24 protein-coding genes and 1 tRNA gene are annotated in these 25735 nt (G+C 72.1%); 9 read left to right on the top strand and 16 right to left on the bottom strand.

The window, feature by feature from the left end; all coding sequences use genetic code 11:
- Nucleotides 1-47: 47 nt before the first annotated feature.
- The 3 genes from IF12_RS0102525 to IF12_RS0102515 form a co-directional block, all read right to left on the bottom strand.
- Nucleotides 48-1598: a dolichyl-phosphate-mannose--protein mannosyltransferase gene (locus IF12_RS0102525; RefSeq protein WP_030144693.1), complete on the bottom strand. Its 1551-nt coding sequence runs from the start codon at nucleotides 1596-1598 to the stop codon at nucleotides 48-50.
- A gap of 25 nt (nucleotides 1599-1623) precedes the next feature.
- Entirely contained in the window at nucleotides 1624-3759 is a 2136-nt protein-coding gene (locus IF12_RS0102520; RefSeq protein ID WP_166659560.1) for a transglycosylase domain-containing protein, read from the bottom strand.
- A 263-nt stretch (nucleotides 3760-4022) separates the two neighbouring features.
- Nucleotides 4023-4820, bottom strand: a complete 798-nt coding sequence (locus IF12_RS0102515) for a hypothetical protein (RefSeq protein WP_133884154.1) — start codon at nucleotides 4818-4820, stop codon at nucleotides 4023-4025.
- 127 nt (nucleotides 4821-4947) lie between these two features.
- Here IF12_RS0102515 and metG point away from each other — a divergent pair, with 127 nt between their 5' ends.
- The gene (gene metG, locus IF12_RS0102510; protein ID WP_197034572.1) at nucleotides 4948-6741 is read left to right on the top strand and encodes a methionine--tRNA ligase; all 1794 of its coding nucleotides are present in this window, start codon (nucleotides 4948-4950) and stop codon (nucleotides 6739-6741) included.
- Between the two features lie 172 nt (nucleotides 6742-6913).
- Here metG and IF12_RS0102505 read toward each other — a convergent pair whose 3' ends face one another.
- Nucleotides 6914-8035: a hypothetical protein gene (locus tag IF12_RS0102505; protein WP_030144689.1), complete on the bottom strand. Its 1122-nt coding sequence runs from the start codon at nucleotides 8033-8035 to the stop codon at nucleotides 6914-6916.
- A 280-nt stretch (nucleotides 8036-8315) separates the two neighbouring features.
- Here IF12_RS0102505 and IF12_RS0102500 point away from each other — a divergent pair, with 280 nt between their 5' ends.
- Nucleotides 8316-9173: a TatD family hydrolase gene (locus IF12_RS0102500; RefSeq protein ID WP_030144688.1), complete on the top strand. Its 858-nt coding sequence runs from the start codon at nucleotides 8316-8318 to the stop codon at nucleotides 9171-9173.
- Between the two features lie 4 nt (nucleotides 9174-9177).
- Here the strand turns inward: IF12_RS0102500 and IF12_RS0102495 are convergent, their stop codons facing one another.
- Nucleotides 9178-10869: a copper resistance CopC/CopD family protein gene (locus IF12_RS0102495; protein WP_081912976.1), complete on the bottom strand. Its 1692-nt coding sequence runs from the start codon at nucleotides 10867-10869 to the stop codon at nucleotides 9178-9180.
- A gap of 69 nt (nucleotides 10870-10938) precedes the next feature.
- Here IF12_RS0102495 and IF12_RS0102490 point away from each other — a divergent pair, with 69 nt between their 5' ends.
- Nucleotides 10939-11676 carry a thioredoxin domain-containing protein gene (locus IF12_RS0102490; protein WP_030144686.1) on the top strand — a complete coding sequence of 246 codons (738 nt, stop codon included), beginning with the start codon at nucleotides 10939-10941 and terminating at the stop codon, nucleotides 11674-11676.
- Nucleotides 11677-11721: 45 nt separating this feature from the next.
- On the opposite strand, the gene IF12_RS0102485 is transcribed toward IF12_RS0102490, so the two are convergent.
- From IF12_RS0102485 to IF12_RS0102470, 4 genes are read right to left on the bottom strand one after another with little or no spacing between them, the layout of a single operon-like run.
- Nucleotides 11722-12474, bottom strand: coding sequence for an energy-coupling factor ABC transporter ATP-binding protein (locus IF12_RS0102485; RefSeq protein ID WP_030144685.1), 753 nt, complete (start codon nucleotides 12472-12474; stop codon nucleotides 11722-11724).
- The gene (gene cbiQ, locus IF12_RS0102480) at nucleotides 12471-13232 is read right to left on the bottom strand and encodes a cobalt ECF transporter T component CbiQ (protein ID WP_035748043.1); all 762 of its coding nucleotides are present in this window, start codon (nucleotides 13230-13232) and stop codon (nucleotides 12471-12473) included. The genes IF12_RS0102485 and cbiQ overlap by 4 nt, the downstream gene beginning before the upstream one ends.
- Nucleotides 13229-13576, bottom strand: a complete 348-nt coding sequence (locus tag IF12_RS0102475) for a PDGLE domain-containing protein (RefSeq protein ID WP_030144683.1) — start codon at nucleotides 13574-13576, stop codon at nucleotides 13229-13231. Before IF12_RS0102475 ends, cbiQ begins: the two co-directional genes overlap by 4 nt.
- Entirely contained in the window at nucleotides 13573-14274 is a 702-nt protein-coding gene (locus IF12_RS0102470) for an energy-coupling factor ABC transporter permease (RefSeq protein WP_030144682.1), read from the bottom strand. The genes IF12_RS0102475 and IF12_RS0102470 overlap by 4 nt, the downstream gene beginning before the upstream one ends.
- A 242-nt stretch (nucleotides 14275-14516) precedes the next feature.
- On the opposite strand from IF12_RS0102470, the gene bcp reads away from it, so the two are divergent.
- Nucleotides 14517-14987 carry a thioredoxin-dependent thiol peroxidase gene (bcp, locus tag IF12_RS0102465; protein ID WP_030144681.1) on the top strand — a complete coding sequence of 157 codons (471 nt, stop codon included), beginning with the start codon at nucleotides 14517-14519 and terminating at the stop codon, nucleotides 14985-14987.
- Between the two features lie 77 nt (nucleotides 14988-15064).
- Here the strand turns inward: bcp and IF12_RS0102460 are convergent, their stop codons facing one another.
- Nucleotides 15065-16471, bottom strand: coding sequence for a PLP-dependent aminotransferase family protein (locus tag IF12_RS0102460; RefSeq protein ID WP_030144680.1), 1407 nt, complete (start codon nucleotides 16469-16471; stop codon nucleotides 15065-15067).
- Here IF12_RS0102460 and IF12_RS0102455 point away from each other — a divergent pair.
- On the top strand, nucleotides 16470-17378 hold the full coding sequence (locus IF12_RS0102455) for a DMT family transporter (RefSeq protein WP_030144679.1): 909 nt from the start codon (nucleotides 16470-16472) through the stop codon (nucleotides 17376-17378). The genes IF12_RS0102460 and IF12_RS0102455 overlap by 2 nt on opposite strands.
- A gap of 37 nt (nucleotides 17379-17415) precedes the next feature.
- Here the strand turns inward: IF12_RS0102455 and IF12_RS0102450 are convergent, their stop codons facing one another.
- Together IF12_RS0102450 and IF12_RS0102445 are read right to left on the bottom strand one after the other, a co-directional pair.
- Nucleotides 17416-18087, bottom strand: a complete 672-nt coding sequence (locus tag IF12_RS0102450; protein WP_133884153.1) for a hypothetical protein — start codon at nucleotides 18085-18087, stop codon at nucleotides 17416-17418.
- A 198-nt stretch (nucleotides 18088-18285) separates the two neighbouring features.
- Nucleotides 18286-18367: transfer RNA gene (locus IF12_RS0102445), tRNA-Leu, on the bottom strand.
- Nucleotides 18368-18537: 170 nt separating this feature from the next.
- On the opposite strand from IF12_RS0102445, the gene rph reads away from it, so the two are divergent.
- The gene (rph, locus tag IF12_RS0102440) at nucleotides 18538-19266 is read left to right on the top strand and encodes a ribonuclease PH (RefSeq protein ID WP_030144677.1); all 729 of its coding nucleotides are present in this window, start codon (nucleotides 18538-18540) and stop codon (nucleotides 19264-19266) included.
- The gene (rdgB, locus tag IF12_RS0102435) at nucleotides 19263-19847 is read left to right on the top strand and encodes an RdgB/HAM1 family non-canonical purine NTP pyrophosphatase (RefSeq protein WP_030144676.1); all 585 of its coding nucleotides are present in this window, start codon (nucleotides 19263-19265) and stop codon (nucleotides 19845-19847) included. The genes rph and rdgB overlap by 4 nt, the downstream gene beginning before the upstream one ends.
- Nucleotides 19848-19917: 70 nt before the next feature.
- Here the strand turns inward: rdgB and IF12_RS0102430 are convergent, their stop codons facing one another.
- Nucleotides 19918-20376, bottom strand: a complete 459-nt coding sequence (locus IF12_RS0102430) for a peroxiredoxin (RefSeq protein WP_030144675.1) — start codon at nucleotides 20374-20376, stop codon at nucleotides 19918-19920.
- A 218-nt stretch (nucleotides 20377-20594) separates the two neighbouring features.
- On the opposite strand from IF12_RS0102430, the gene IF12_RS0102425 reads away from it, so the two are divergent.
- Complete coding sequence (locus IF12_RS0102425) at nucleotides 20595-21785, top strand: lytic polysaccharide monooxygenase (protein ID WP_030144674.1); 1191 nt, start codon at nucleotides 20595-20597, stop codon at nucleotides 21783-21785.
- A 126-nt stretch (nucleotides 21786-21911) separates the two neighbouring features.
- Nucleotides 21912-22796, top strand: a complete 885-nt coding sequence (locus IF12_RS0102420) for a CHAD domain-containing protein (protein ID WP_081912973.1) — start codon at nucleotides 21912-21914, stop codon at nucleotides 22794-22796.
- 159 nt (nucleotides 22797-22955) lie between these two features.
- On the opposite strand, the gene IF12_RS0102415 is transcribed toward IF12_RS0102420, so the two are convergent.
- Genes IF12_RS0102415 through IF12_RS0102405 form a run of 3 tightly spaced genes read right to left on the bottom strand, consistent with a single transcriptional unit; the run spans nucleotide 22956 to nucleotide 25629 of the window.
- The gene (locus IF12_RS0102415; RefSeq protein ID WP_030144672.1) at nucleotides 22956-24617 is read right to left on the bottom strand and encodes a DUF885 domain-containing protein; all 1662 of its coding nucleotides are present in this window, start codon (nucleotides 24615-24617) and stop codon (nucleotides 22956-22958) included.
- Nucleotides 24618-24667: 50 nt separating this feature from the next.
- Nucleotides 24668-25159, bottom strand: coding sequence for an NADH-quinone oxidoreductase subunit J (locus IF12_RS0102410; protein ID WP_030144671.1), 492 nt, complete (start codon nucleotides 25157-25159; stop codon nucleotides 24668-24670).
- Nucleotides 25156-25629 carry a 4Fe-4S binding protein gene (locus tag IF12_RS0102405; RefSeq protein WP_051703866.1) on the bottom strand — a complete coding sequence of 158 codons (474 nt, stop codon included), beginning with the start codon at nucleotides 25627-25629 and terminating at the stop codon, nucleotides 25156-25158. The genes IF12_RS0102410 and IF12_RS0102405 overlap by 4 nt, the downstream gene beginning before the upstream one ends.
- Nucleotides 25630-25735: the final 106 nt, after the last annotated feature.

Here is a 25735-nt window from a genome sequence, read left to right as displayed (position 1 = left end):
CGGGTGCGGTGTGGGCCGGGTCTCGGCCCGGGGGGTGATCGCGAACCCTAGATCCAGGAGTCGAGCCACATTCGGGCGTTCCACTCCTCGCGGGGGATCGCGTCGCCGGTGTAGATCGGCCAGAAGTACGCGAAGCACAGGACGATCACCGCCACGAAGGCCCCTGCGATGAGCGCGCCTGTCAGGCGCCGCTCAGGGGACCCCACGGTGAGCTCGCCGCGCCGGTGGCGGCCGACGATGACGCCCAGTCCCCAGGTGACCGCTCCGATGAAGAACGGGACGGCCGGGGCGGTGTAGAAGAAGAACATCGTCCGCTCGGGGTAGAAGAACCACGGCAGGATGCCCGCTCCGATGCCCGCCAGGAGGAACCAGGCCCGCCAGTCGCGCTTGTGCAGCGCCCACAGCAGGAGCGCGAGGGTCGCCGGCAGGAAGGTCCACCACAGCAGCGGCGTCCCCAGCAGGAGGATCTCGCCGGCGCACTGGCTCGCGCCGCAGTCGACGTCGGAGGTCCAGTAGAAGACCACCGGCCGCAGGTTCAGCAGCCACTGCCACGGCCAGGACTGGTAGGCGTGCTCCGACGAGAGCCCTTCGTGGAAGTTGAGCACGCTCACGTGGTACTGCCACCAGTTGACCAGCGCGCCGACCACCGGCGGCTCGGACCGGCCCTGGTCGGCGAGCCAGTGGCGGTAGGAGCCGGTGTCGTTGAGGAACCAGCCGGCCCAAGACAGCGTGTAGACGCCGATGGCCAGCAGCCCGAACCACAGGTTCTGGCCGAACTCGTAGATGACGGTGTCGCGGAAGGGCTTGCGGGCGCCCACATCGGCGCGCAGACGCCAGTCCCACACGATGAACAGGACGATCGCGACGATGATGTACCACAGGGCGCTCCACTTGGTGCCCATGGCGAGTCCGAACAGCACCGCGCACCCGATCCGCCACCACGGCGCGCCCAGGCGGGGCCGCTCGCGGCGCACGTCGAGCCCCGCGTCGATCGCGGCGGCCCATCCGGCGCGGCGCCAGTCGCGGTCGCGCACCAGGCAGTACATGGCCGCGAGGATGAGCGTGGCGATGAAGATGTCGAGCAGGGAGGTCCGCGAGAGCACCAGGTGGCTGCCCTCGACGGCGAGGAGGAGCCCGGCGGTCGCACCCAGGAGGGTCGAGCCGGTGAGGCGGCGCATGAGGCGCACGAGGATCGCGACGCCGATGACCCCCGCGGCCGCGGCGGCGATGCGCCAGCCGGTCTCGTCGTAGCCGAAGGACCATTCGCCGAGGCCGATGAGCCACTTGCCGAACGGCGGGTGCGCGACGTAGGCCGAGCCGTCCGCGCCGGGGTCCCATTCGACGCCGTGGGCGAGCATCGAGTGGGCGTCCTGCGCGTAGTAGACCTCGTCGAAGATGAGGCCCTTGGGGTGATCGAGGCCGAGCAGGCGCAGCACCGCGGCGATCCCGGTGACGGCGAGGGTCACCCAGAGGGCGCGGCGGCCGTCGTCCGGGAGGGTGCTCGCGAGGCGGCCCTCGACGGCGGGGGTGGGGCCGGGGAGCGGGGTCGGCCGCCAATCGGCGGGCGGGAGCTCGGGCCGGACTGCGGTGTCGCTCACCGGGGTGAGTCTAGAGCCTCCGAGGTCAGTGCACCAGCTCGGTCGGGGGCGTGAAGTCCCCTTCGCCGTTCAGCTCCCACTGGGCGGCGAGGATGTCCGCGCTCGCGTTCGCGGGCTTGCCGAGGTTCGACTTGCCGACGTAGTTCTGCGGCCCGTCGGGGTCGGCGACGAACGCGGCCACCGCCGCGTTCGGGGTGAAGCCCACGAACCAGTTGGTGGAGTTGGAGTCCGTCGTGCCCGTCTTGCCCGCGACGGGCCCGTCGACGGCCGCGCCGACCTGCGGGGCGGTCCCCGAGCAGCTGCTCTTGGACGCGCCGTACCCGGTCGGGCAGCGAGCCGCGTCCACCGCCGCGCGGGCGACCTCGACGCTGATCGCCTGGTTGCACTCGCTCTCGAACGCGATCTGCCCGCCGGTGCCGGTGACCGCCGAGACCGCCGGGTTCGGCTTGCAGTAGACCCCGTCCGCCGGCAGCGCCGCGTACGCCGCGGCCATGTCCAGCGGCGTGGTCTGGGTGACGCCGAGGACGAACGGGCCGTAGGTCTCGGGGGTCTTGCTCGCGAAGTTGAGGTCGTCGGGGTTGCGGAACTGGATCCCGAGCCGCTGGGCCACGTCGATCGAGTGCTCGACGCCCACCCGCTCGGCCAGCTGCACGAAGTAGGTGTTCACCGACGAGCCGAACCCGGTCCACATGTTGTAGTCCCCGACCGCCGAGGCGGAGGCGTTCTTGGGGCACCAGTAGTTCCCGCAGGAGGCCGAGCCGTCGCCGACCACGTACTTGGACGTGTACTGGTACGGCGAGTAGATCGTGGTGTCCAGCGGCATCCCCGCTTCGAGCGCCGCGAGCATCGTGAACATCTTGAACGAGGAGCCCGCCTGGTAGCCGTGCACCGCCGAGTTGCCGCTCAGGAGCGGGTTCGTGGTGTTCGGGTAGGAGCCCTTGCCGTCGCCGGAGGTGTTGGGGCCGTTGCCGGAGACGTCGTTGGAGTAGTTGCGGTTGACGGCCATGGCCTGGATCGCGCCGGTCCCTGGCTCCACGACCACCGACCCGAGCGCGAACTCCGAACCGGTCGCCAGCTGCTTCTCGACCGCCTCCTGCGCGGCGTCCTGGAGCGCCACGTCGAGGGTCGAGACGATCTCGTAGCCGCCGCGGAAGAGCCGCGCGGTGCGCTCGGCCTCGGTCTGGCCGAAGTCCGCCTGCTGCTCCCACCACTTCTCGAAGTAGTCCACGAAGAAGCCGTAGTCGGAGTCGATCGCGCCGCCGGAGGTGTTGTTCGCCCGCTGCGGGTTGAGGTTCAGGTCCTCGGACTTGGCCTCGCGGCCCTCGGCCGAGGTGAGGTAGCCGACGGCGACCATGCGGTTGAGGACGTGGTCGCGCCGGACCTTCGCCGCCTCCGAGGAGCCGTTGATCGGGTCGTAGGTCGACGGGGACTGGATGAGCCCCACCAGCATCGCCGACTCGTCCACCGTCAGATCGGCCGGGACCTTCCCGAAGTACACCTGCGCGGCGGCCCCGATCCCGTACGCGCCGTTGCCGAAGTACACCGTGTTCAGGTAGTTCGTGAGGATGTCCTCCTTGGACATCTCCTCTTCGAGGGCCAGCGCGTAGCCCATCTCCTTGACCTTGCGGTCGATGGTGACCTCGCTGGCCGCCGCGACCTCGGCCGGGGTGGTCGCGGTGTAGGAGAGCACCTGGCGCACGTACTGCATGGTGATGGTCGAGGCGCCCTCGGAGGTGCTGCCGTCGGCGATGTTGGTGACCAGGGCGCGCATGACGCCTTCGGGGTCGACCCCGTTGTGCTCGAAGAAGTTGGAGTCCTCGGTGGCGACGAGCGCCTCGATCGTGGTCTCGGGGATCTGGTCGTACTCGAGCTGGACGCGGTACTGGTCGCCGAAGGTCGCGATGACGGTCGTCCCGTCGGAGGCGTACAGCGTGGACGACTCCGGCGCCGGGGGGAGGACGAGTTCGTCGGGCAGCTCCAGCACCGTCTCGGAGCCGACCTTGGCGAGCCCTCCGAAGCCGCTGGCCATCGGCAGGAACGCCAGGCCGACGACGAGACCGAAGGCGACCGCCACGGGCAGGAGCGCGAACATCGCGCGCCGCTGCACCGCGGTGATGGGTCCGAACCAGGTCTGCGCCACCGGTTTCGAAGTTGAGCTCACGCTGTCTCCCGAGAAGCCCCGCAACGGGGAATGAACGGTCATTGCTATTGGGCGCGGCGTAGCGCCGAGTCAGGCGGAGTCCGGGGGGCTGACCTACTCTACGACGCCGCCGGGCGCGGACGCGGGGCCGCCCGGGCCGGGTGGGGGCGATTACAGCCGATCCGGTGACGGCGCCGCTTCCGCGCCCGCGAAACCCGTGCCCACGATGCCCCGGCGGCGCGGGCCGGGGACGGACCGGGGGTGCGTCGCTCCTCGGTGGAAGGTCACCAGGCGAAGGCGAGCGCGGCGGCGAGGACGGCGCCGGCGGCGGCCCAGCACAGGCCGATCGCGGCCGAGCGTCCCTCGTAGAGCCTGGAGGCGCCGGAGACGGCGACGAGCGCGAACGCGGCGGCCATGAACAGCACCAGGGCTGGGGCCCACCGCAGCAGGAGCCCGGCGCTGCCGCCGATGTAGGCGTTGTGGGCGCCGGGGCCGGTGGCGCGGGCCGGCAGTTCGGTGCCGATGTCGTCGGCGGAGACCTCGCCGGTGAGGGCGAGGTCCTTGGACCAGCCTTCGGCGGTGAAGTGCCCGTCGCACGAGGGCGCGAAGCCGTCCCGGCACGAGAGGACCTCGACGGTGCCCTCGTGGCCGTGGCCGACGCTGAGCCACAGGGCGGGCGCGGCGGTCCAGGCGAAGAACATGAGCAGGCAGGCGCACACGAGGATGCCGAGCAGGGCCGGGGCGAGGCGCTTGGGCTCGCGGCGGGACTGGGCGCGCCCGGGGCGGGCGGGGCGCCGGCACTCGGACTCGCCGGCGCGTTCCCACACGGCGCGGATCGCGGCCATGCCCTCGGTCTGGGAGCCGAGGGGTCCGCGCGGCGAGAGCGCGACGCCCCTCGGCGGCGGCTGGGGCACGGCCCCGGGGAGGGACGGGTCCCAGTCCGGGTCGGCCTCGACCGGGCCGGCGGGGCCGTAGATGTTGGCGGGGACCTCGGGCACGGCCGTCTCGGCGGGTTCGCCGCCCTCGTCGGGGCGGCGACGGGGCTGGGAGTGGGGGCCGGCCTCGCGGTGTGTTCCAGACATACCGGTTATTGCATCACCGAATCGGCGAAGCGGGGCGCAATCGCGCAGGGATAGTGTGTCGGGCGCGGTCGCGCGGCGGCCCTCGGACCGTGCCGGTCTCGATATCCGGACGGATACCATGGGGCGCATGACTCATGTACTGACCGCGCTGGCCTGGCCTTACGCCAACGGCCCTCGCCACATCGGCCATGTGGCGGGATTCGGGGTTCCCGCCGACGTCTTCGCCCGCTACATGCGAATGCGCGGTCACGACGTCCTCATGGTCTCCGGGACCGACGAGCACGGCACGCCGATCCTGGTGCAGGCGGACGCGGAGGGGCTGCGCCCGGCCGAGGCGGCGGCGAAGTACAACCGGATCATCGTGGAGGACCTGGACGCGCTGGGCCTGTCGTACGACCTGTTCACGCGGACGACGACCGGCAACCACTACAAGACCGTGCAGGAGCTGTTCTCCACGCTCTACGGCAACGGCTACATCCTCCAGAAGAAGACGCTCGGGGCGATCAGCCCGTCGACGGGCCGGACGCTGCCGGACCGCTACATCGAGGGCACGTGCCCGCACTGCGGGTTCGACTCGGCGCGCGGGGACCAGTGCGACAACTGCGGGCGCCAGCTCGACCCGGTCGACCTGATCGACCCGAAGTCGCGGATCAACGGCGAGACGCCGAAGTTCGTGGAGGAGGACCACTTCTTCCTCGACCTCCCGGCGTTCGCCGACGCGCTGAACGCGTGGCTGGACACCCGCACGGGGTGGCGCACGAACGTCGTGCGGTTCACCAAGAACCTCCTCGACGACCTCCAGCCGCGCCCGATCTCGCGCGACCTCGACTGGGGCGTGCCGATCCCGCTAGAAGGCTGGGTCGAGCGCCCGGACAAGCGCCTGTACGTGTGGTTCGACGCGGTGATCGGCTACCTGAGCGCCACGATCGAGTGGGCGCGGCGCTCGGGCGACGCGGACGCGTGGAAGCGCTGGTGGCAGGACCCGGAGGCGGTGTCCTACTACTTCATGGGCAAGGACAACATCGTCTTCCACTCCGAGATCTGGCCGGCGATGCTGCTGGGCGCGAACGGCGAGGGCGCCGGCGGCGGCGAACCGGGCGCGCTCGGGAAGCTGAACCTGCCGACCGAGGTGGTGTCCTCGGAGTTCCTGACGATGGAGGGCAAGCAGTTCTCCTCCTCGCGGCGCGTGGTCATCTACGTGCGCGACTTCCTGGAGCGGTACTCGCCGGACGCGCTGCGCTACTACATCTGCGCGGCGGGCCCGGAGAACCAGGACTCGGACTTCACGTGGGCGGAGTTCCTGCGCCGCAACAACGACGAGCTGGTGGCCGGCTGGGGGAACCTGGTGAACCGGTCGGTCGCGATGGCCGCGAAGAACTTCGGAGCCGTGCCCGAGCCGGGCGAGCTCGAGGAGGTCGACCGGGAGCTCCTGGCGGCCACGGCGGGGGCGTTCGACGCGGTCGGCGGCCTCATCGGGCAGAACAAGGTGCGCGCGGCGATCGGCGAGGCGATGAAGACGGTGGCCGCGGCGAACAAGTACCTGGCCGACACCGCGCCGTGGAAGATGAAGGAGGACCCCAAGCGCCAGGGCACGGTGCTGCACACGGTCCTCCAGGCCGTCTCGGACCTGAAGACGATCATGAGCCCGTTCCTGCCGCACTCCTCGCAGAAGGTGCACGAGCTGCTCGGCGGCGAGGGCGTGTTCGCGCCGATGCCGCGCATCGAGGAGGTCGCCGACCTCGACGAGGGCGAGGGCGCGACGGACGGGCCGTACCCGATCCTCACCGGCGACTACTCCGACGTCCCGAAGTGGGAGTCGGTCCCGCTGGAGCCGGGGACGCCGCTGGCGAAGCCGGTCCCGGTCTTCACCAAGCTCGAACCGACGATCGTGGAAGAGGAGATCGAGCGCCTGAACTCCTGACGCGTGCATCTCGTAGGCGGAGCCCGGCGGGCTCCGCCTACGAGGTTTTCTGAGTGATCTCGGCCGCGAGGTCTGACACGCGGCACCGGCCCGGCGCTCTCGCGCCGGGCCGGTGCCGCTTCCCTCAGAAGACGCTTCTTTCAGGTGGCAGAGCTTTCGGACGGCAGTGCTTTCAGATGGCGGAGACGATCTCGGCTCGGGAGACCCATTTCTCGTAGACGCCCCGTCGCACCGCCTCGGCCCCGGTCCGGGAGAGCACCTCCGGGCTCGGGCGCGAGAGGCGGAACCTCGCCCAGTCCTCGTCGGCGTCCACGAGCGAGCCGGTCACGCCCTTCCACATCACCCGCGTGGCCTCGCGCAGGACCCGGCGCACCTGGTGGACGCGGCCGAGTTCCACGCCCGGCAGGTCCACCGTGCCCTCCGGCGCGAGCGGCGTCCACTGCCGGTCGGTGTAGACGAACAGCTCGCATTCGGTGCCGTTCGTCGTGTAGCCGATGAGCTTCGCGCCCTCCGGCAGCGGCAGGTCGGTCAGGTCGGCGGTGACGTGTTCGGGCAGCAGGTGCGCGTTCGAGATCGCGAACCCGGTGCCGAGCACGGGCATCCCGCGCCGGTCCGAGGAGGGCATCGCCGTCAGGCCTTCGTAGTCGGGCGCGACCGGCGCGTGGTAGTCCTCGGGGTCGAGCGCGGGCCAGCGCAGCGCGAACGCCCACTGGTCCCCCGGTTCGGTCTCGCCGCCGAGCGCCGAGCGCGTCGCGGGGGTGCGCAGGTGCGCGGTGTCCCTGCGGCGGTAGCAGAACCCGCCGGGGACGGCGGCGGTCTCCAGCAGCCGCACGATCTGCGCGGCGGTGACCGGCCGCTCCAGCACGTCCCCGGCGGCGAGCGGCGAGGAGCGGCGGACGCGGTCGAGCAGGACCCGCGCGGCCGGGTCGAGGTGCGGGGTCTGGGTGAGGCGCCGGACGTATTCGAGGTCGAGGCCGGGCCCGAGCGGGACGGTCAGGGACCGGTCGTCGGCCACGGCCACGGGCACGCCGTCGCGCAGGACCTCCCCGGCGTGCACGAACCGCCGGTACGGGTATTCGCTGCCGGGCCTGGTGTTGGACAGGAAGTCGGGGCGCGGGAGGGCGGAGAAGAGCTCCCATGCGGCGCCCTCGGCGAAGGGCGCGCCGGGGTACTTCTCGCCCTGCCATTCGACGGTGACGATCTGGAGTGGCTGCGTCAGGTCGACCGGGACGGCGGGGCGGCGTTGCTGGAGCGCTGCGGCGCGGTTGCGGCGGGACGCGAGGTCGCGGGTCATGTGCGGCTCGATTCGTCATGCGCGGTGCGACTGCGATGTCGCCGGAAGGTGAGTTCGCCGGGAGGCGTCGGTGTGCACAGGCGGTGATTCGGCTGCTCGCCAACGTAGGCTCCGGCTGTCAGGCCCAGATGTCCGGAAAATGAAATAGATGTTACGGCGGGTCCGTTTCGCCCCGTGCGGCTCGGGAGCGCGGGCCGGCCGCATCGATATCCGCTGATCCACAAGCGGCACGGGTACCGGCCGGTTCGGGCCCGGGGCCCGCCCGTGGCATCGTTGAGGCGTGTACCGATCCGAACCCGCGCCGCTGCCCGAGCCGCTGCCGTTCCCCGTCGCCGACAGCCACACCCACCTCGACCTGGTCGACACCTTCGGCGCCGAGGAGGAGGTCCCGGTACCTGAGGCGGACGCGCCCGAGGTGCGCGCCCGCCTCGACGAGGCCGAGTCGGTCGGGGTCGCGCGGGTGGTGCAGGTCGGCACCGACGTGGACTCCTCCCGGTGGGCCGCCGAGCTCGCGGGGGCCGACGCCCGGGTCCTGGCCGCGGCCGCGCTGCACCCGAACGAGGCGCCGCGGCTGGCCGACCTGGACGCCGCGCTCGCGGCGATCGACGCGGTCGCGGCGCTGCCGCGCGTGGCGGCCCTGGGCGAGACCGGCCTGGACTACTTCCGCACCGACGAGGACGGCCGGGAGGCGCAGCGGCGGTCCTTCCGGGCGCACGTCGCGATCGCGAAGGAGCGCGGCAAGGCCCTCGTCATCCACGACCGGGACGCGCACGAGGACGTCCTGGCGGTCCTGGACGCCGACGGCGCGCCCGACCGCGTGGTCCTGCACTGCTTCTCGGGGGACTTCGCGTTCGCGAAGGAGTGCGCGCGGCGCGGGTTCTTCATGAGCTTCGCGGGGAACGTGTCGTTCAAGAACGCACAGCGGCTGCGCGACGCGGCCGCCGTGGCCCCGCCCGAGCTGGTGCTCGTCGAGACCGACGCGCCGTTCATGGCCCCGGTCCCGGTGCGCGGGTACCGCAACCACCCGGCGCTGACGAACTACACGGCCCGCTTCCTCGCCGAGCACCTCGGCCGGGACCTGGAGTCGTGGTGCGAGCGGCTGTGGGCGAACACCGAGGCGGCCTTCGGCCGCTGGTGACGCCTCAGGAGACGTCCACGGCCGCTTCGGCGGTCGCGGAGTTCCCTTCGGCGTCGGTCAGCGTGAACGTGAAGACCCACCGACCCGCCGCGGGCAGGCTCACCTCGCCGGCGAGGATGCCGGTGCGCAGTTCGATGAGCCGCAGCGTCTCGGTCTCCTCGCCGTCCATCCCGTACTCGGCCTCCCATTCGACGGCCGCGAACGGCCCGCCCGCGAGGTCGTCGGCGAGGATGCGGACGCTGTTGGGCCCCGGCCGGCCCGGTTCGAGCACGACCTGCGCGGCGTAGACGTCGGTGGTCACGAGGGTGGCCGTCTCGGTGGAGGCGGCCTCGGCCGTCTCGGTCTCCAGCAGCGCGGTCTTGGCCGGCACGGCCTGCACGAGGACCGCGACCGCGGCCATCACGACGGCGAGGAAGGCGACCTCGACGCCGGCGGCGATCCGCAGGCGCCGCCGCCCTTCGGCCCCGCGCAGGAGCGCGCGGCGGGTGAACAGGCCTACGGCGACGAGGACGACGAAGATCGCGGTCTTGAGGATCACCAGGCGCCCGTATCGGGTGTCGGTGAGCGCGGCGATCGAGTCGATGTGCAGCAGCGCCGAGGCGAGTCCGGCGACGAGCAGGTTCGCGACGAGCCACGGCACCAGGGCCGCCCAGGTCTCGGCCGCGCGGTCGGGGATCGCGCCGTCTCTGCGCAGCGCCAGCAGCAGGAGCACGAGCACCCCGCCGCCCCAGGTCAGGGAGGTGACGAGGTGGACGCCGTCGGCGATGAACGCGACGATCCTCGGCTCGGTCGCCATCGGGTGCCCGGCGAGCGGCCACGTGGCCGCGAGGCCGAGGCCGACCGCGGCGAGACCGGCGGCGAGCGTCCGCTTGGGCGCCTCGGCCGCGGTGACGGCGACGCGCAGGAGCGGCAGTGCCAGGAGCACCAGCAGCAGCCGCAGCAGCGCGGCGAGGCCCATGTTGGACTCCATGACCGACTGGAGTCCGGCCGCGTCGAGCCCGGAGACGGTGGTGCCGGTCTCGTAGGCGGCCTGGAGCGGCAGGCCGAGGACGGCGGTCATGGCGACCACCGACAGGCCGACGGCGACGAGCCGGGCCACCGCGTCGCGCGGCCGGGCCCCCAGGACCAGGAGCACGCCCGCGCCGAGGGCGAGCGCCAGCGCGCCGTAGCCGAACCAGCGGTTGCCGTAGAGGAGCGCCTGGACGAGCGGGTCGGTCTCGGCGGTGAGCGCCTCGGCGCTCGGCGGCTCGGTCTCGGCGCCCACCGAGTAGGTGAAGGTGCCGGAGACGGGGTGGCCGTCGTCGGAGACGACCCGGTAGCTCACCAGGTAGGTGCCTTCGGCGTCGGCGGTGGGGGCGCTGTCGAGGGCGATGGTGATGGCGGTGCCGTCCTCGCTGCGCTCGACGCCCGTGTCAGCTCGGTCACCATCGGGAGCCACCACGCCGGTGGCCGCGTCTACGGGGGTGACTGGTTCGTTGAACTCGACGACGACCTCGCCCGGAGGGGCGTCCAGGACGGCCCCTGAGGCGGGCGTGGTCCTGGTGGCCATGGCGTGCGCGGAGGCCGAGGAGGCCCAGAGCACGCCGACGAGCGCCGCCGCGAGTGCGGACCAGGCGAGGCGCTGTGCGAGTCGGGTGCCGGGGAGCCGACCGCTGGGGTTTCGACGGGTGGTACGGCTGGTTGGACGGTGCTGCATCGCCGCTGAGCGTACTCGAACCCGCCTCGCAAATCGAGTGTTGGACCGGAGAAAGGCTGAACGAGATCCATGGGTGGTTCGGACCGGAAGACCCAGCGCAGGCAGGCCGCCGAGGCGCTGCGCAGGCAGCAGGCGGCCGAGGCGGCTCGCCGCAAGATCGTGTTCGGGGTGGCCATCGGCGCGGCCGTGGTGCTCATCGGGGGGCTCCTGGTGGTCGGCATCCTCATGAACCGCGAGCCGGAGTACGAGTTGAACGAGCCGGCGGCGCAGGTCACCGACTCGTTCGGGGTGCGGCTCGGTGACGGCCCGGTGGAGATCGACCTGTTCATCGACTACATGTGCCCGGCGTGCAACCAGTTCGAGTCGGCGTACGCGGCGCAGATCCAGGCGTGGCTCGACGAGGGCTCGGTGACGGTGAACTACCACCCGCTGGCGATCCTCGACCGGCTCAGCGAGGGCTCGGAGTACTCGAGCCGGGCCGCGGCGGCCGCGGTGTGCGCGGCCGACGCGGGCGAGCAGGAGTTCCTCGACTACACGCTGGCGCTGTACGAGAACCAGCCCGCCGAGAACACGACGGGCCTGACCGACGCGGAGCTGATCGCGATCGGCGTCGACGAGGTGGGTCTGGACGACCAGTGGCGCTCGTGCGTGGAGGCGGAGACGTACCGCGGCTGGGTCAAGAAGGCCACCGCGTACGCCGCTTCGGAGGCGGGCGTCTCGGCGACGCCGACGGCGTGGGTGGACGGCGAGGCGGTCGAGAACGCGAAGTTCGCCGACGTGGTCCAGGCGGCCGTCGACGCCGCCTGAGTGAGGCGAAGATGGGGCGCGGCCTGCGGGCCGCGCCCCTTCGCGTTAGTCGCGCATGGCGGCCAGGGCCGTCTCCAGGGAGAACCCGAAGGGCAGTTCGAGCCGGTGGCGTTCCAGCAGGGGCGCGTCGGCGAGGATCTCGGCGGTGGGGCCGTCGGCGGCGACTCTCCCGGCGTCGAGGATGACGGCCCGTTCGCACAGTTGCAGCGCGTACGGCAGGTCGTGGGTCACCAGCATCAGGGTCGGGGCGGTCGCGTGGAGGATGCGGGCGAGGTCGCGGCGGCTGGCGGGGTCGAGGTTCGCGCTCGGTTCGTCGCACACGACGATGTCGGGGCGCATGGCGAGGACGCCGGCGAGGGCGGCGCGGCGCTGCTGGCCGACCGAGAGGTGGTGCGGGGGCCGCTCGGCGAGGTCGGCCAGGCCCACGTCGGCGAGCGCGGCGGCGACGCGCGCGGCCAGTTCGGCCCCGCGCAGGCCGAGGTTGGCGGGGCCGAAGCCGACGTCGTCGGCGACGGTGGGCATGAACAGCTGGTCGTCGGGGCTCTGGAAGACGATGCCGACGCGGCGGCGGATCTCGGCGAGGGTCTTCTTCTCGACCGGGAGGCCGCCGACGCGCACGGTGCCTTCGGTGGCGGTGAGGAGCCCGGCGAAGTGGAGCATGAGGGTGGTCTTCCCGGCGCCGTTGGGGCCGAGGACGGCGACGCGTTCGCCTTCCCGCACGTGGAGGTCGACGCCGTCGAGGGCGCGGTGCCCGTCGGGGTAGACGTGCCGCAGGCCTTCGATCTCCAGGGCGCTCATGCGATCACCGCCGTGTAGGCGGCGATGGCGGCGACCAGGAGCGGGACGCTGAGGGCGGCGGTCCACTGACGGGCGCTCGCGGCGGCGGGCCCGACTTCGAGCGGGAGGCGGCCGGTGTAGCCGCGGGCGGCCATGGACTGCCAGACCCGTTCGCCGCGTTCGAAGGAGCGGATGAAGACCACGCCGAGGCCGCGGGCGAGGGCCCCGGCCTGCCACAGGAACCGCGGGTCGTCGCAGCGGGCGAGGCGCGCGAGGCGCATCTGGGTCACCTCGGCGACGGTCAGGTGGGCGTAGCGGATGGCGAAGGCGGTGATCTGGAGCAGGATCTCGGGGCACCGCAGCCGCGACAGGCCCGCGAGGACCCCGGCGACGGGGGTGGTCGCCGAGAGCAGCAGGGCCGCCCAGACGCCGAGGGTGGCCTTGACCAGGAGGTTCCAGCCGGCCCACAGGCCGGTGGTGGAGGCGGTGAGGAAGCCGAGGCTGACTTCGGGTCCCTCGACCATGAACGGGAAGGCGAGCGCGAGCACGAGGAACGGCGATTCGACGAGGCTGCGGGTGAGGACCCAGCTCGCGGGGACGCGGGCGAGCGCGAACAGCCCCGCGAGGAGCAGCGCGTAGACCCCGAAGGCCCACACGGCTTCTCGCGGGGTGGCGGCGACGGCGCAGGTGAAGGCCAGGAGCGCCGTGATCTTCACCTGCGGGCGCAGCCGGTGGAGCGGTGAGTCCCCCGGCCGGAAGAGCCCGTCGGCCAGGCTCACGCGCCCTCGTCCGCCGGGGCGCGCCTGCCGCGGGCGAGGAGCCAGAACAGGCCGGTCGCGGCGGCGAGGGTGAACAGGGAGCCGAGGATCCCGGCGAGCGAGGCGCCGAGCACCTCGTTGTCGAGGAAGGCGACGCCGTAGTCGGCGAAGGCCCCGCCGATCTCGTGCTCGCCGGCGGCCTGGAGCGCGCAGGCGCCGCCGGTGATCTCGCCGTCCTCGGTCTCGCAGCCGGTGAGGAGCACCGATTCCATCCCGTCGGGCGAGGCGGAGGCGAACAGCGAGACGAATCCGGCGAGGACGAGGGTCACGAGGACCCCGGCGATGAGGAACCCCTTGGTCTTCATGCGGTCTCCTTCAGGGCGGCGGGGCGGGCGAGCGGGGTGCCGCGCAGGGCGTGGACGAGGTCGGGTCGGGCGAGTGCGACTGCGGTGACGGCGCCGGCGGTGATGACGCCTTCGCCGACGCCGATGAGGACGTGGGTGCCGAGGATCGCGGCGGCCATGGCGCCGAAGGACTGCCCGACCGCTTCGCCGCCGAGCCAGAACTGGAGCACGAATCCGGCGGAGGCGGCCACGACGCTGACGACGGCGGCGGCGAAGGCCGCGGCGCCCAGGCCCCAGCGGGTGCGCGGGAGGACTTTGAGCGCGATGACGAGCACGCCGTAGCCCACGAACGTGGAGACCAGGGCCATGTTGAAGACGTTGAGCCCGAGTGCGGTGACGGCGCCGTCGGCGAACAGGAGCGCCTGGATGACGACGACGACGGTGACGCACAGGGCGCCGAGCCAGGGGCCGAGCAGCGCCGCGGCGAGGGCCCCGCCGAGCAGGTGCCCGGAGACGCCGGCGGCGACGGGGAAGTTGAGCATCTGGGCGGCGAAGACGAACGCGGTCGCGAGTCCGGCGAGCGGGACGAGCCGGTCGTCGAGGTGGCGCCGGGCCGCGACGACGCAGACGCCGACGAGGACGGCCGCGAGGAGGGCGAAGGCGAGGGAGACGGGTCCGTTGACGACGTCGGTGGGAATGTGCAGCGCCAGGTCTGACACGGGCGGGTGCCGCCTTTCGACTGGAAGGTTGCGGGGCACGGGGAGCGGGTTTTGGCGGCCGCCCTACCGGATGCAAGGCGCCCACACGTGGAATCAACAACCCACCTTTGGGCTATTGCAATCATTTTGCAAGAGCACATGTGCCGCCGTCAAGCGGGGTCAGTGCGGAGTCGGGTGCCGGACAGGGTTCTCCTGGCGTGCTCACAGGCGATTGTCAGGGACGGCCGGTAGGGTTGCGACCTGTGAACGTACGACTTGAGCCTGGTGAGACGGCACCTGATTTCACGCTCGCCACCGACACCGGCGACACGCTGACCCTGTCGAGCCTCCAGGGGCGCAAGGTGATCCTCTACGCGTATCCGCGCGCGATGACCCCCGGGTGCACCAAGGAGGCCTGCGATTTCCGCGACAGCCTCGCGAGCCTCCAGGCCGCCGGCTACGCGGTCCTGGGGATCTCCCCCGACGAGCCCGAGGCGCTCGCGAAGTTCGTGGAGAACGACGGCCTGACCTTCCCGCTGCTGTCCGACCCCGAGCACAAGGTGCTCGAGGAGTACGGCGCCTGGGGCGAGAAGAAGAACTACGGCCGCACCGTGCAGGGCGTCATCCGCTCCACGTTCGTCATCGACGAGACCGGCGCGGTCGAGCTGGCGCAGTACAACGTCAAGGCCACCGGCCACGTGGGACGCCTGAAGAAGGCCCTCGGACTCGACTAGCCGCGCAGGCGGCACCCGGGGCTTCGGCAGGGGCGCCCGGTTGTTCCCGCGCGCCTCGACGCCGTTCAGCACCGTGCTCAGTACCGTTCGAGCGCGCGTCCGATGACGCGCGCGGCCTCGGGGAACGCCGCCGGCCCCGATCCCGAGTAGTTGAGCCGCAGGTGCGGCCCGGTGGGCTCGGCGGGGAACCACTCGTCGCCGGAGACGACCAGGACCCCCTCGTCGTCGCAGGCGCGCACGAGCGCGGGCAGGTCGGTCGCGTCCGGCAGCCGCAGCCACAGGTTGAGCCCGCCGCGCGGCAGCCGCTCCAGGTGCGCCTGCGGGGCGTGCTCGCGCACGCTCGCGGCGAGGAGGTCCCGCCGCGAGGCCAGTTGCAGGCGCAGTCCCTTGAGGTGGGTGCGCCAGGCCGGCTGGGTCACCACGTCGAGCGCGACGGCCTGGAGGACGCCGCTGACGTACATCGCCTCGGCCCTGGCGTCGGCGAGGAGGCGCTCGCGAGCCGGTCCGCGGGCGACGACGGCGGCCACGCGCACCGCCGGGGACACGCTCTTGGTGAGCGAGCGGATGTAGACCACGTGCCCGCCGTCCTCGCGGGCGGCGACCGGCACCGCCTCGGCGTCGATGCCGAACTCGTGGGCCCAGTCGTCCTCGATGAGGAACGCGCCCCTGTCGCGGACCACGTCGAGCACCCGCTCGGTCAGGTCCGCCGTCCACTGCGCGCCGCCGGGGTTGGCGAAGTTCGGCTGGGCGTAGAAGGCGCGGGCGCCGGTCCGCTCGAAGGCCCGGTCGAGCACTTCCGGGTCGGGCCCGTCCGGCCCGGCCGGTATCGGCACGACCTCGACGCCTTCCCGCGCGGCGGCCACGATCGCGCCCCAGTACGTCGGCGACTCCATGAGCAGGGGCCGCCCGGGGCCGACGAGGACCCGGAACGCCGAGCTCAGGCCGCTCTGGCTGCCGGGCACGATGACGACGTCGTTCGGCGCGGGCGGCGCGACCCCGGCCGGTGCGGCGTCGCCGAGTTCGGCGGCGAACCAGGTCTGGAGCTCGGGCGATCCGGCGGCGGGCGGGCGGGCGAGCGCGGCGGGGCCGCGGACCGCGCGGTTGAAGGCGGCCCGCACGAGCCGCTCGGGCAGCAGTTCGCGGTCGGGATAGCCCGAGTGGAGGGCGATCACGTCGTTCGGGACGGTCCGCAGCGCGGTCGGGGTCCTCGGGATGCGCGCCCGCGGGGATTCGAGCGCCGCGGTCTGCCAGCCGTAGTCGGCCGGGCGGGCGGTGCGCACGCCGCGCGCGAAGGTCCCCACGCCCGTGCGGGTCTCGACGAGGCCTTGGGAGCCCAAGGCCCGCAGGGCCTTCTGCACGGTCACGGGGCTCGCGCCGAACCGGGCGACGAGCGCCCGGGTCGAGGGCAGCCGCTCCCCCGGCGCGGATCGGGCGACGAGTTCGCGCAGTTCCCGCACGATCCGCTCACTGCTATCGTTGGACATGAAGGAACATAGTAGCGCTACTCTCGAAGCGCCGCCGGTGCTATCGCGCACCCCCGCGGGACTGTGGTGGGGCCTGCTCGGGGTGCTCGCGTTCTCGTTCACCGTCCCGTTCACGCGGATCGCCGTCGGCGGCTTCTCGCCGCTGCTCATCGGCGCGGGACGGGCGGTCGTCGCGGCCGCGCTAGCGGCGGCGGCACTGGCCCTGACGCGGCAGCGGCGCCCGACCGGGACCCAATGGGCCCGCCTCGCGGTCGTCGCCGGCGGCGTGGTCGCCGGGTTCCCGCTGTTCACCTCGTACGCGCTCACCGCCACGCCCGCGAGCCACGGCGCGGTCGTCATCGCGATCCTGCCCGCCGCGACGGCGGTCGCCTCGGTGCTGCGCACCCGCGAGCGCCCGCCGGTCGCGTTCTGGGCGGCCGCGGGACTCGGCGCGGTCGCCGCGATCGCGTTCGCCTCCTTCAACTCCGAGGGCTTCGGCGGTCTCGGCTGGCCCGACCTGCTGCTGTTCGCCGCCGTCCTCGCCGCCGCGATCGGCTACGCCGAAGGCGGGCTCCTGTCGCGCGAACTCGGCCCGTGGCAGACGATCTCGTGGGCCCTGGTGCTCGCCTCGCCGGTCATGGTCCTCGCCTCGGCGTCCTCGCTCGCGGCGGGACTGCCGCGAGCCACGGCGACCGAGTGGGCCGCGTTCGGCTACCTCGCGGTGGTGAGCATGTTCCTGGGGTTCTTCGCCTGGTACCGGGGCCTGGCGCTGGGGCCGATGGCGCAGGTGAGCCAGACGCAGTTGGCGCAGCCGGTCCTGACCCTCGCGTGGGCCGCGCTGCTCCTGGGCGAACCGCTCGGCTGGACCACCGTCGCCGGAGGCCTCGCCGTCATCGCGTGCACGGGCCTGGCGGTGCGCCGCCGATAAGACGGCCCCCGCCGGAAGGCGGGGGCCGTCGACGCGCTTACGCCTCGTCTTCGAGCGCGGCCCAGACCGGGGCCGTGTCGAGGTTGGCCGCGAACTTCGCGACCTGCTCAGAGGTCACCTCGATGGAGCCGTCGGGAGTCCCGTTGAGGTAGTCCTCGCCCCACCAGACCCAGCCGACCGAGCCGTCGGGGAAGAACGCCGCGGCCTCGACGTAGCTCCCGTCGGAGGTCCACGCCAGGACCAGCCCGTCGGCGTGCACCTCGGTCACGCACTCGGTGTCCTCGGCGGAACAGTGCAGCAGGTAGTGCATGTCCACCTCCTCACCGCCACTGAGGTCCTGGATGCCCTCGCTGATCCCGCCGGGCAGGTAGATCGCGGTCTCGAGGGCCTCCTCGGTCTCGGGGACGGCGAAGTCGGCCCGGAACTTGCGCTGGACGGGCGTCTCGTTCTCCCCGTCGATGAAGTAGTTCTGGAGCCGGACCGACTCCAGCGTGGTCGCGAACTTCCAGTCCGGGAAGTGGTCGGCGAGCTGTGCCTCGGTGGCGGCCTGCGTTTCGGCGGTGTAGTCGTCCCGCACGAAGTCCCACGCGGCCGAGTACTCCCAGCCCTCCTCGGGGATCTCCGGGTCTTGGGCGGAGGCGGCGGTGGCGGGCAGGAGCACCGCGGCCGCGGCGGCGGCCGCCAGTGCGGTGCGCTTGAAAGCGGACATGAAGATCACCTTTCGGTCGGCGTTGACACTCGAAGTACCTTTTCGGGCGCCCGCTCCGTTGCCTACCGCAAGGATCTGTGGCCTTCATTCCTTTTCAGACGATTCGTGCAACCGAGGCACCGCCCCGAAGCGTCCACGCCGATGCCGCACACGGGAAAGGACCCGGCGCATCACCGCCGGGCCCCGATCGTCATCGCGTGCGCGAGGGGGGACTCGAACCCCCACACCCGAAGGCACAGGAACCTAAATCCTGCGCGTCTGCCAGTTCCGCCACTCGCGCGCGGCCGAGCGTCCGATCGGGAGGGGCCGATCGCTGCCGGGAGGCGGACCGCCGCCGGCCCCGGGACGCGCGATCCCAGGCCGTAGGCCCGGTCGCCGCACGTGCCGACGCTCTCATTCGAGCAGCAACTAGTGTGTCACACGCGAGTGTGTTCCCGTAGGCTGGTGCGGATGACTCGACCTGACAAGCGCGCCGCCGACGAGCTGCGCCCCGTGAAGTTCACCCGCTCCTGGACCGACCACCCCGAGGGCTCGGTCCTCGTCGAATTCGGCCGCACCCGCGTGCTGTGCACCGCCTCGGTCACGCCCGGCGTCCCGCGCTGGCGGCGCGGCTCGGGCGAGGGCTGGGTGACCGCCGAGTACTCGATGCTCCCGCGCTCGACGCATTCGCGCTCCGACCGCGAGTCCATCCGCGGCAAGATCGGCGGGCGCACCCACGAGATCTCGCGGCTCATCGGCCGCTCCCTGCGGGCCTGCATCGACTTCAAGGCCTTGGGCGAGAACACGATCACGCTCGACTGCGATGTGCTCCAGGCGGACGGCGGGACCCGCACGGCCTCGATCACCGGCGCCTACGTGGCGCTGCACGACGCCGTGGCCTGGCTCAAGGAGCAGAAGCTCGCCCGCAAGCCCGACAAGATCCTCACGACCTCGGTGGCCGCCATCAGCGTCGGCGTCGTGGGCGGCGTCCCGGTGCTGGACCTTCCGTACGAGGAGGACGTGGCGGCCTCGGTCGACATGAACGTGGTCTGCACCGGCGAGGGCGACTTCGTCGAGGTCCAGGGCACCGGCGAGGAGGCGGTGTTCAACCGCGCCGAACTCGACGCGCTGCTGGACCTGGCCCTCAAGGGCTGCAAGGAGCTCACCGGCCTCCAGGCCCGTACCCTCCTGACCCCGTGAGGGTGCTCCTGGCGACCCGCAACGCGGGCAAGGTGGACGAGCTGCGCCAGATCCTCGCCTCGGCCGCCCCCGAGGTCGAACTCGTGGGACTCGACGCGGTCGAGGACTACCCCGAGACCCCCGAGACCGAGCTGACGTTCGCGGGCAACGCCCTGCTCAAGGCCCGCGACGGGGTGAAGCACACGGGCCTGGCGACCATCGCCGACGACTCCGGCCTGGCCGTGGACGCCCTCAACGGGATGCCCGGGGTGCTCTCGGCGCGCTGGGCCGGGAGCGCCAAGGACGACGCGGCGAACAACGCGCTGCTGCTCGACCAGCTCGCGGACGTGCCGGACGGATCGCGCGGCGCGAAGTTCGTGTGCGCGGCGGCGATCGTGTGGCCCGACGGCCGCGAACTGGTCGTCCACGGCGAGATGCCCGGCCGGATCATCCGGGCCCCGAAGGGCGACAACGGGTTCGGCTACGACCCCCTGTTCGTCCCGGAGGGGCGCGAGGAGACCAGCGCCGAGCTGAGCGCCGAGGAGAAGAACGCGATCTCCCACCGGGGGAAGGCATTTCGAGAACTTGTGAGCGGAATCTGAATCGCAGCCGCGAACTCGCGAACCGCATCTGCGACACCTGCACGGGGCGGCCTTCGGGCCGCCTCTTTCGCTATGCGGCGGCGTTCTCGCGCAGGATCGCGAGCGCCCTGTCCGCGTGGGCGTTCATGCTCAGCTCGCTGGTGACCACGCCGATCACCTTGCGGCCCTCGCCGATGAGGAAGGTCTTGCGCTTGGTGGGGAAGAGGGCGAAGTTGCGCCGGGAGCCGAAGGCCTCGGCGACCGCGCCGCCGGGGTCCGACAGGAGCGGGTAGCCCAGTGAATGCTCGGCGGTGAAGGCGGCCTGGCGGTCGACGGCGTCGCGGGAGATGCCGACCGGTTGCGCCCCAAGGGCCTTGAACTCGGAGACGAGGTCACGAAAGTGGCAGGCCTCGGCGGTGCAGCCGGCCGACATGGCGCGCGGGTAGAAGAACAGCACCACCGGACCGCCCTCCAGCAGCTCGTCGAGACCGCGCGGCGTGCCGGTCTCGTCCTCGAGGGTGAATGCCGGGGCGGTGTCTCCGATGTCCATGGATCCCACCCTATCCGCGGGAGAGCGGGAGGCGCTCCGACGACGCGGATGTCGCGGGTTCCACGGCCGCGACCCCTCGGGCACCGGGCCGTTTGCACTCCGCCCCATTATATAGATACACTCAAATATCACGATCACTATCCACGGTTTCGCACATGTAGGCGCGGGCTCGGCAGGGCCAGGTTGGGAGCGCTCCATGACCGGCAGAGGAGTTTTCCATGTCCACCATCGCCTCGACGGCGTTCGGCAGCAGACGCCGCCGCATCGCCGTCGTCATGTCGCTGGTCTTGGCCGTTGTAGCGGCCATGTTCGCCACGACGCTGTTCACCAAGGGTCAGGAGGCCGAGGCCCACGGCGCCACCGTGTTCCCCGGCTCCCGGCAGTACTTCTGTTATTTCGACGCGCTGAGCGGGAACGGCGCGCTCGACCCGTCCAACGCGATGTGCCAGCAGGCGCTGAACCAGGGCGGCCCGAACGCGTTCTACAACTGGTTCGGGAACCTCGACTCCAACGGCGCGGGCCAGACCGTCGGTTACATCCCCGACGGCGAGATCTGCAACGGCGGCGGCCGCGGCCCGTACGACTTCTCGGCGTTCAACGCCGCGGGCAACTGGCCCCGGACCCACGTGACCGCCGGCGCGAACGTCGAGTGGCGCTACAACAACTGGGCGCACCACCCCGGCAAGTTCGACCTGTACATCACCAAGGACGGCTGGAACCCGAACACGCCCATCACCTGGGACGAGCTGGAGCTGTTCACCACCATCACGAACCCGCCGCAGAACGGCGGCCCGGGCTCGGACGACCACTACTACTACGCCAACCTGACGCTCCCGCAGAAGTCGGGTTACCACGTGGTCTTCACCCACTGGGTGCGCTCCGACTCCAGCGAGAACTTCTACGCCTGCTCCGACGTCGAGTTCGACGGCGGCAACGGCGAGGTCACCGGCGTGCGCCCGGGCGCCAACCTGCCCGGCAACGACGGCGGCGTGAACAACCCTCCGACCGACCCCCCGACCACGGACGACCCGACCGACGACCCCACCGATGAGCCGACGGACGACCCGACCGAGGACCCGACCGACGACCCCACGGGCAACCCGAACGCCACCTGCACCGCCGAGGCCTCGATCTTCTCGTGGAACGGCGGGGCGACCGTCAACATCACCGTCACCAACACGGGCACCGCGCCCGTCAGCGACTGGATGATCCACTGGCTGTGGCCGCCGGACTCGGGGATCACCATCGACAACTCGTGGAACACCACGATCAGCTCGATGGGCGACATGCAGATGGCCAGCCCCTCGGGCTGGAACGCGACCATCAGCTCGGGCTCGTCGGAGAGCTTCGGCTTCAACGTCTCCGGCAACCTGACGACCATGCCCGCGCTGGACTGCATCCCGGGCTAGTCGATCCGCGCAGGTGACGGCCGCAGGGCTCGAACCTGAACGACAATCGAATTTTCACCGCTTCGCTCCTCCCTCCGAGGGCCCGCTGGAATACTTGGTCCAGCAGGTCTTTCGGGGGGAGGAGCCATGTCAGCATCCGCAGCGGCGGCCGAACGGGAGCGTTCCGGGGCCATGTCCGCGTCCACACCGGCCGGCGTCGTGATCCGGTCGTACATCGCGAACCAGGTCGACGCGCTCAACCGCGCGATCGCCGCCACCGAGCGGTACGCGCCCGGATCGGCAGGCTCGGTCCGCGCCGCGATCCACCGGCTGCGCACGACGATCCGCGGCTACGAGCACCTGTTCGCACAGACCCCGCACGGCGGCCGCGAGCTCGACCAGTTCCTCGCCGCGCTCAAGCACACCGAGGACCTGGAGCGCCTCCGGATCCACTTCGCCGACCGGTTCGACCAGCTCGGCCTCACCGTCCCGGAGTACCCGGGGTGGTTCGACGCCCTGGAGGAGGAGATGCGCGCCTCCTACCGGCAGATCGAGCGGGTCCACTCGCAGACGTGGGTCGCGGCCCTGCTCGGCCAGGTGCGCATGTTCGCCGAGCACGCGCGCTTCACGCGCGAGGGCGACAAGCCCGCCTCCTCGCTCATGGGGGTGCTCTCGAAGGCGAAAACGCACCTGCTCGACACGTACGGCAGGCTCAGCTACGCGACCGACCTGGTGATGGCGCGCGACGAGGCCCGCATCGCGGCCCGGGAGGCGCACTTCCTCGCGGAGGCGGCCGAGCCGGCGCTCGGCCGGGCCGCCGAGGAGGTCATCGTCCCGGTCGCCGACCTGGAGCACCTGCTCACCGAGTACCGGCAGGCGGTGATCGCCCGCAACTGGCTGCTGCGGCTCCCGGGCGCCGACCGGGCGGACCGGTTCACCGCGAGCCTGGCGGACCTGGAGAAGGAGCACCTGCGCCAGCTCGGCGAGGAGATCGACCGGACCACGACCGGCATGATCGACCGCTGGCGGTAGACGGAAGGAGGCGGGGCCGGAGTCGTACTCCGGCCCCGCCTTCGCATGTCCGGACCGGTCCGGCGGGTGCCGCGGCGGTCGCGGTTCACGTTGTCGCGCTCGGGCGCTCGCCTTTCACGCGCCCGCCTCGTCGCGTCACCGATCGCCGAAGCTCCGGCTTCACTCCCCGCGCAGGACCGCCGCGAGGTTGTCCAGGCCCACGGGCCCGAGGTTGAGCGCCCGGGTGTGCCAGTCCTTGATGTCGAAATCGGACCCGGCCGCGGCCTTCGCCTCGTCGCGGGCGGCGATCCAGGCCCGCTCGCCGAGCTTGTAGCAGATCGCCTGTCCCGGCCAGCCCGCGTAGCGGACGATCTCGGGCCGGGCGCGGTGCCCGGCGATGCGCCCGCGCTGCTGGAGGACCTCCAGGGCCACGTCGAAGTCCCACCGCTCGCCGTGGCGCTTCGCCTCGGCCGCCGGCAGCGGCAGGTCGAGGTGCCAGCCGATGTCGATGGCGACGCGGGCGGCGCGCAGCGCCGAGCCCTTGAGCATCCCCAGGCGCGTGCCCGGGTCGGTGAACCAGCCGAGCTCGTCGGAGAGCCGCTCGGCGTACAGGGCCCAGCCCTCGGCGTGGCCCGAGACCGAGCCGAAGACCTTCGCGAAGCGCGACAGGCCGTCCCCGGCCACCTTCGTCTGCCCGATCTGGAGGTGGTGTCCCGGCACGCCCTCGTGGAAGACGGTGGTCAGCTCGCCCCACACGGCGAAGCGCTCGCGCTCGGCCACCGGCCACCAGGTGCGGCCCGGCCGTGAGAGGTCCTCGCTGGGGCCGGTGTAGTACGCCGACCCGGCAGACGATCCCTGCACGAGTTCGACGTCGAGCTCGAGCAGTCGCGGGTCGATGTCGAAGTGGACGCCGTTGAGCGCTTCGAGCGCGCCGTGGTGCTTCTCGCGCAGCCACGCGAGGTACGCCTCGTGGTCGGCGAGGGTCTCGGTGGCGTCCAGGTGCGCGATGACCTCGTCGAGGCCCGAGCCCGACAGACCCGCCGAGGCGGCGATGTGGTCGGCCTCGGCGGCCATCTCGTCCTCGATGCGGTGCAGCTCGTCCCAGGCCCACGCGTAGGCGTCGCGGGCGTCGAGGTCGGCGCCGAGGGTCGCGCGGGCGTGCAGCAGGTAGCGCTCCTCGCCGACGCCGTCCTTCGCGGCGGCGTGCGGCGCGTAGGCGCGCTCCAGGTACTCGGCGGCGGAGGCGAACGCGGCGTACGCGGCGTCGGCGGCCTCGCGGAGGTCGCGGGCCTGCGGGCCGTCGCCGTAGGCGTCCACGTGCTTGTCGAACACGCGCACCTCGGCGTTGCGCCGGGCCTGCTTGGCGCCCTCGACGACCTGGAGGAGCGCGACGGTCTGGCCTTCGTCGATCCCGGCGTTCATGGTCTGGCGCCAGGTCGCGAACATCTCGGGGATCGCCCGGATGCGGGCGACGAGCACCCGCCACTCGCCTTCGGTGCGCCGGGGCGCGAGGTCGACGTACGAGCACAGCGTCTGGATGAACCCGTAGGGCACCCGCAGGGCCCGGCGCCACTCGCCCGCGTCGTGGAGGGCGAGGCCGGACTCCAGGCGCTCGGCCATGTGGAGCCGGGCCAGGTCGTCGGCCGATCCGGCCGACTCCAGGGCGCGCAGGCGCGCGAGGGTCTCGCGGTCCAGCCGCGCGCGGTCCTCGACCGCGTCCGGTCCCAGGTCCGAGGCGACGCCGAAGTCGCCCTTGATGCCGGCCATGCCGGCGAACATGGGGTGGAGGCGGGCGTATGCGGTGATGTACTCGTCGGCCAGGTCGAAGATGGGTGAACTCATGGCCGTCAGCTTACCGCGCGGCTAGCAAACCTTCGTTACACGACTGTTGCTCAAGTTCTCCGTGTGGAAACGGCCACCGCGCCCACCAGAGCCGCCAGCAGAAGGAGCGAGAGCACCTCGAACGGGAGCACCCATTCGGCGAACACGGCCTCGCCGACGGCCGCGGCGCCCGCCCCGCCCTCCGGATCGACGCGGGTCCAGCCGAACGCGGCGGTGACGACCGCCGCGAGCCCGAGCCCGACCCCGCCGGCGATCACGGCCCCCGGCAGGCGCGGCCGGTCGAGGTCGGCGGACGGGTCGGTCGGGGCCTTCGTGAGCATCGTCGCGAACAGCAGCAGCACCACGATCGCGCCGACGTAGACGAGCACGAGCACCCACGCGAGGAACTCGGCGGCGAGCACCAGGGCGGCCCCGGCGATCCCGGCGAACGCGACCGCGAGCCACAGCCCGGCCCGCACGATCCGCTCGGTCGTCACCACCGCCAGCGCCGCCCCGAGCGCGAGCAGCCCGAAGGCGATCAGGAGCACGTCGGCGACCGTCACCCGGCGTCCTCCGGCTCCGCCTCGGGCAGCGCCGAGGGCGGGACGTTCGCCATCCACTCCCCCAGGTGCTCCTTGCCGTGGAGCAGGTCGCGGATGTCGCCTTCGGCGTAGGCGAAGTCGGGGGCCCAGAAGAGGGCGTCGAAGGGGCACACGTCGATGCAGATCCCGCAGTACATGCACAGGGAGAAGTCGATGTCGAAGCGGTCGAGGACGTTGACCTGGCGCGGCCGGGCAGCGCCTTCGACCTCGACGGTCTCCTTGTGGGAGTCGATGTGGATGCACCAGTCGGGGCATTCGCGCGCGCAGAGCATGCAGGAGGTGCAGTTGGACTCCTCGAGGGCGATGACGCCCCGGGAGCGTTCGGGCAGTTCGGGTTCGTGCTCGGGGTACTGACTGGTGACGGCGCGGCGCGCGGCGGTTCGCGCGGTCGCGGCGAGGCCGCTGACCAGTCCGCTCCCGGGAAGCCTCATGCCCTCATCGTGGCAGATGACACCGATGTTTTCCAGCCCCGACGAGCCGTGCGCGCTCGCGCGCCCGTTTTCCCACGATTCCGTGTGCGCCCCTGCCGGGGGCCAT

The organism is Glycomyces sp. NRRL B-16210, from assembly GCF_000719515.1.
In the GTDB taxonomy this organism is placed as follows: Bacteria; Actinomycetota; Actinomycetes; order Mycobacteriales; family Micromonosporaceae; genus Glycomyces.
This window is presented reverse-complemented; position numbering and strand designations above follow the sequence as displayed.

Coding starts and splice junctions, on each gene's coding strand:
- metG (WP_197034572.1), top strand. CDS start 4,948: ATGACTCATGTACTGACCGCGCTGGCCTGGCCTTACGCCAACGGCCCT.
- IF12_RS0102420 (WP_081912973.1), top strand. CDS start 21,912: ATGTCAGCATCCGCAGCGGCGGCCGAACGGGAGCGTTCCGGGGCCATG.
- IF12_RS0102515 (WP_133884154.1), bottom strand. CDS start 4,820: ATGTCTGGAACACACCGCGAGGCCGGCCCCCACTCCCAGCCCCGTCGC.
- IF12_RS0102505 (WP_030144689.1), bottom strand. CDS start 8,035: ATGACCCGCGACCTCGCGTCCCGCCGCAACCGCGCCGCAGCGCTCCAG.
- IF12_RS0102450 (WP_133884153.1), bottom strand. CDS start 18,087: ATGTCCGCTTTCAAGCGCACCGCACTGGCGGCCGCCGCCGCGGCCGCG.
- IF12_RS0102460 (WP_030144680.1), bottom strand. CDS start 16,471: ATGTCCAACGATAGCAGTGAGCGGATCGTGCGGGAACTGCGCGAACTC.
- IF12_RS0102425 (WP_030144674.1), top strand. CDS start 20,595: ATGTCCACCATCGCCTCGACGGCGTTCGGCAGCAGACGCCGCCGCATC.
- rph (WP_030144677.1), top strand. CDS start 18,538: ATGACTCGACCTGACAAGCGCGCCGCCGACGAGCTGCGCCCCGTGAAG.
- IF12_RS0102415 (WP_030144672.1), bottom strand. CDS start 24,617: ATGAGTTCACCCATCTTCGACCTGGCCGACGAGTACATCACCGCATAC.
- IF12_RS0102495 (WP_081912976.1), bottom strand. CDS start 10,869: ATGCAGCACCGTCCAACCAGCCGTACCACCCGTCGAAACCCCAGCGGT.
- IF12_RS0102405 (WP_051703866.1), bottom strand. CDS start 25,629: ATGAGGCTTCCCGGGAGCGGACTGGTCAGCGGCCTCGCCGCGACCGCG.
- IF12_RS0102490 (WP_030144686.1), top strand. CDS start 10,939: ATGGGTGGTTCGGACCGGAAGACCCAGCGCAGGCAGGCCGCCGAGGCG.
- IF12_RS0102485 (WP_030144685.1), bottom strand. CDS start 12,474: ATGAGCGCCCTGGAGATCGAAGGCCTGCGGCACGTCTACCCCGACGGG.
- IF12_RS0102430 (WP_030144675.1), bottom strand. CDS start 20,376: ATGGACATCGGAGACACCGCCCCGGCATTCACCCTCGAGGACGAGACC.
- IF12_RS0102455 (WP_030144679.1), top strand. CDS start 16,470: ATGAAGGAACATAGTAGCGCTACTCTCGAAGCGCCGCCGGTGCTATCG.
- IF12_RS0102475 (WP_030144683.1), bottom strand. CDS start 13,576: ATGAAGACCAAGGGGTTCCTCATCGCCGGGGTCCTCGTGACCCTCGTC.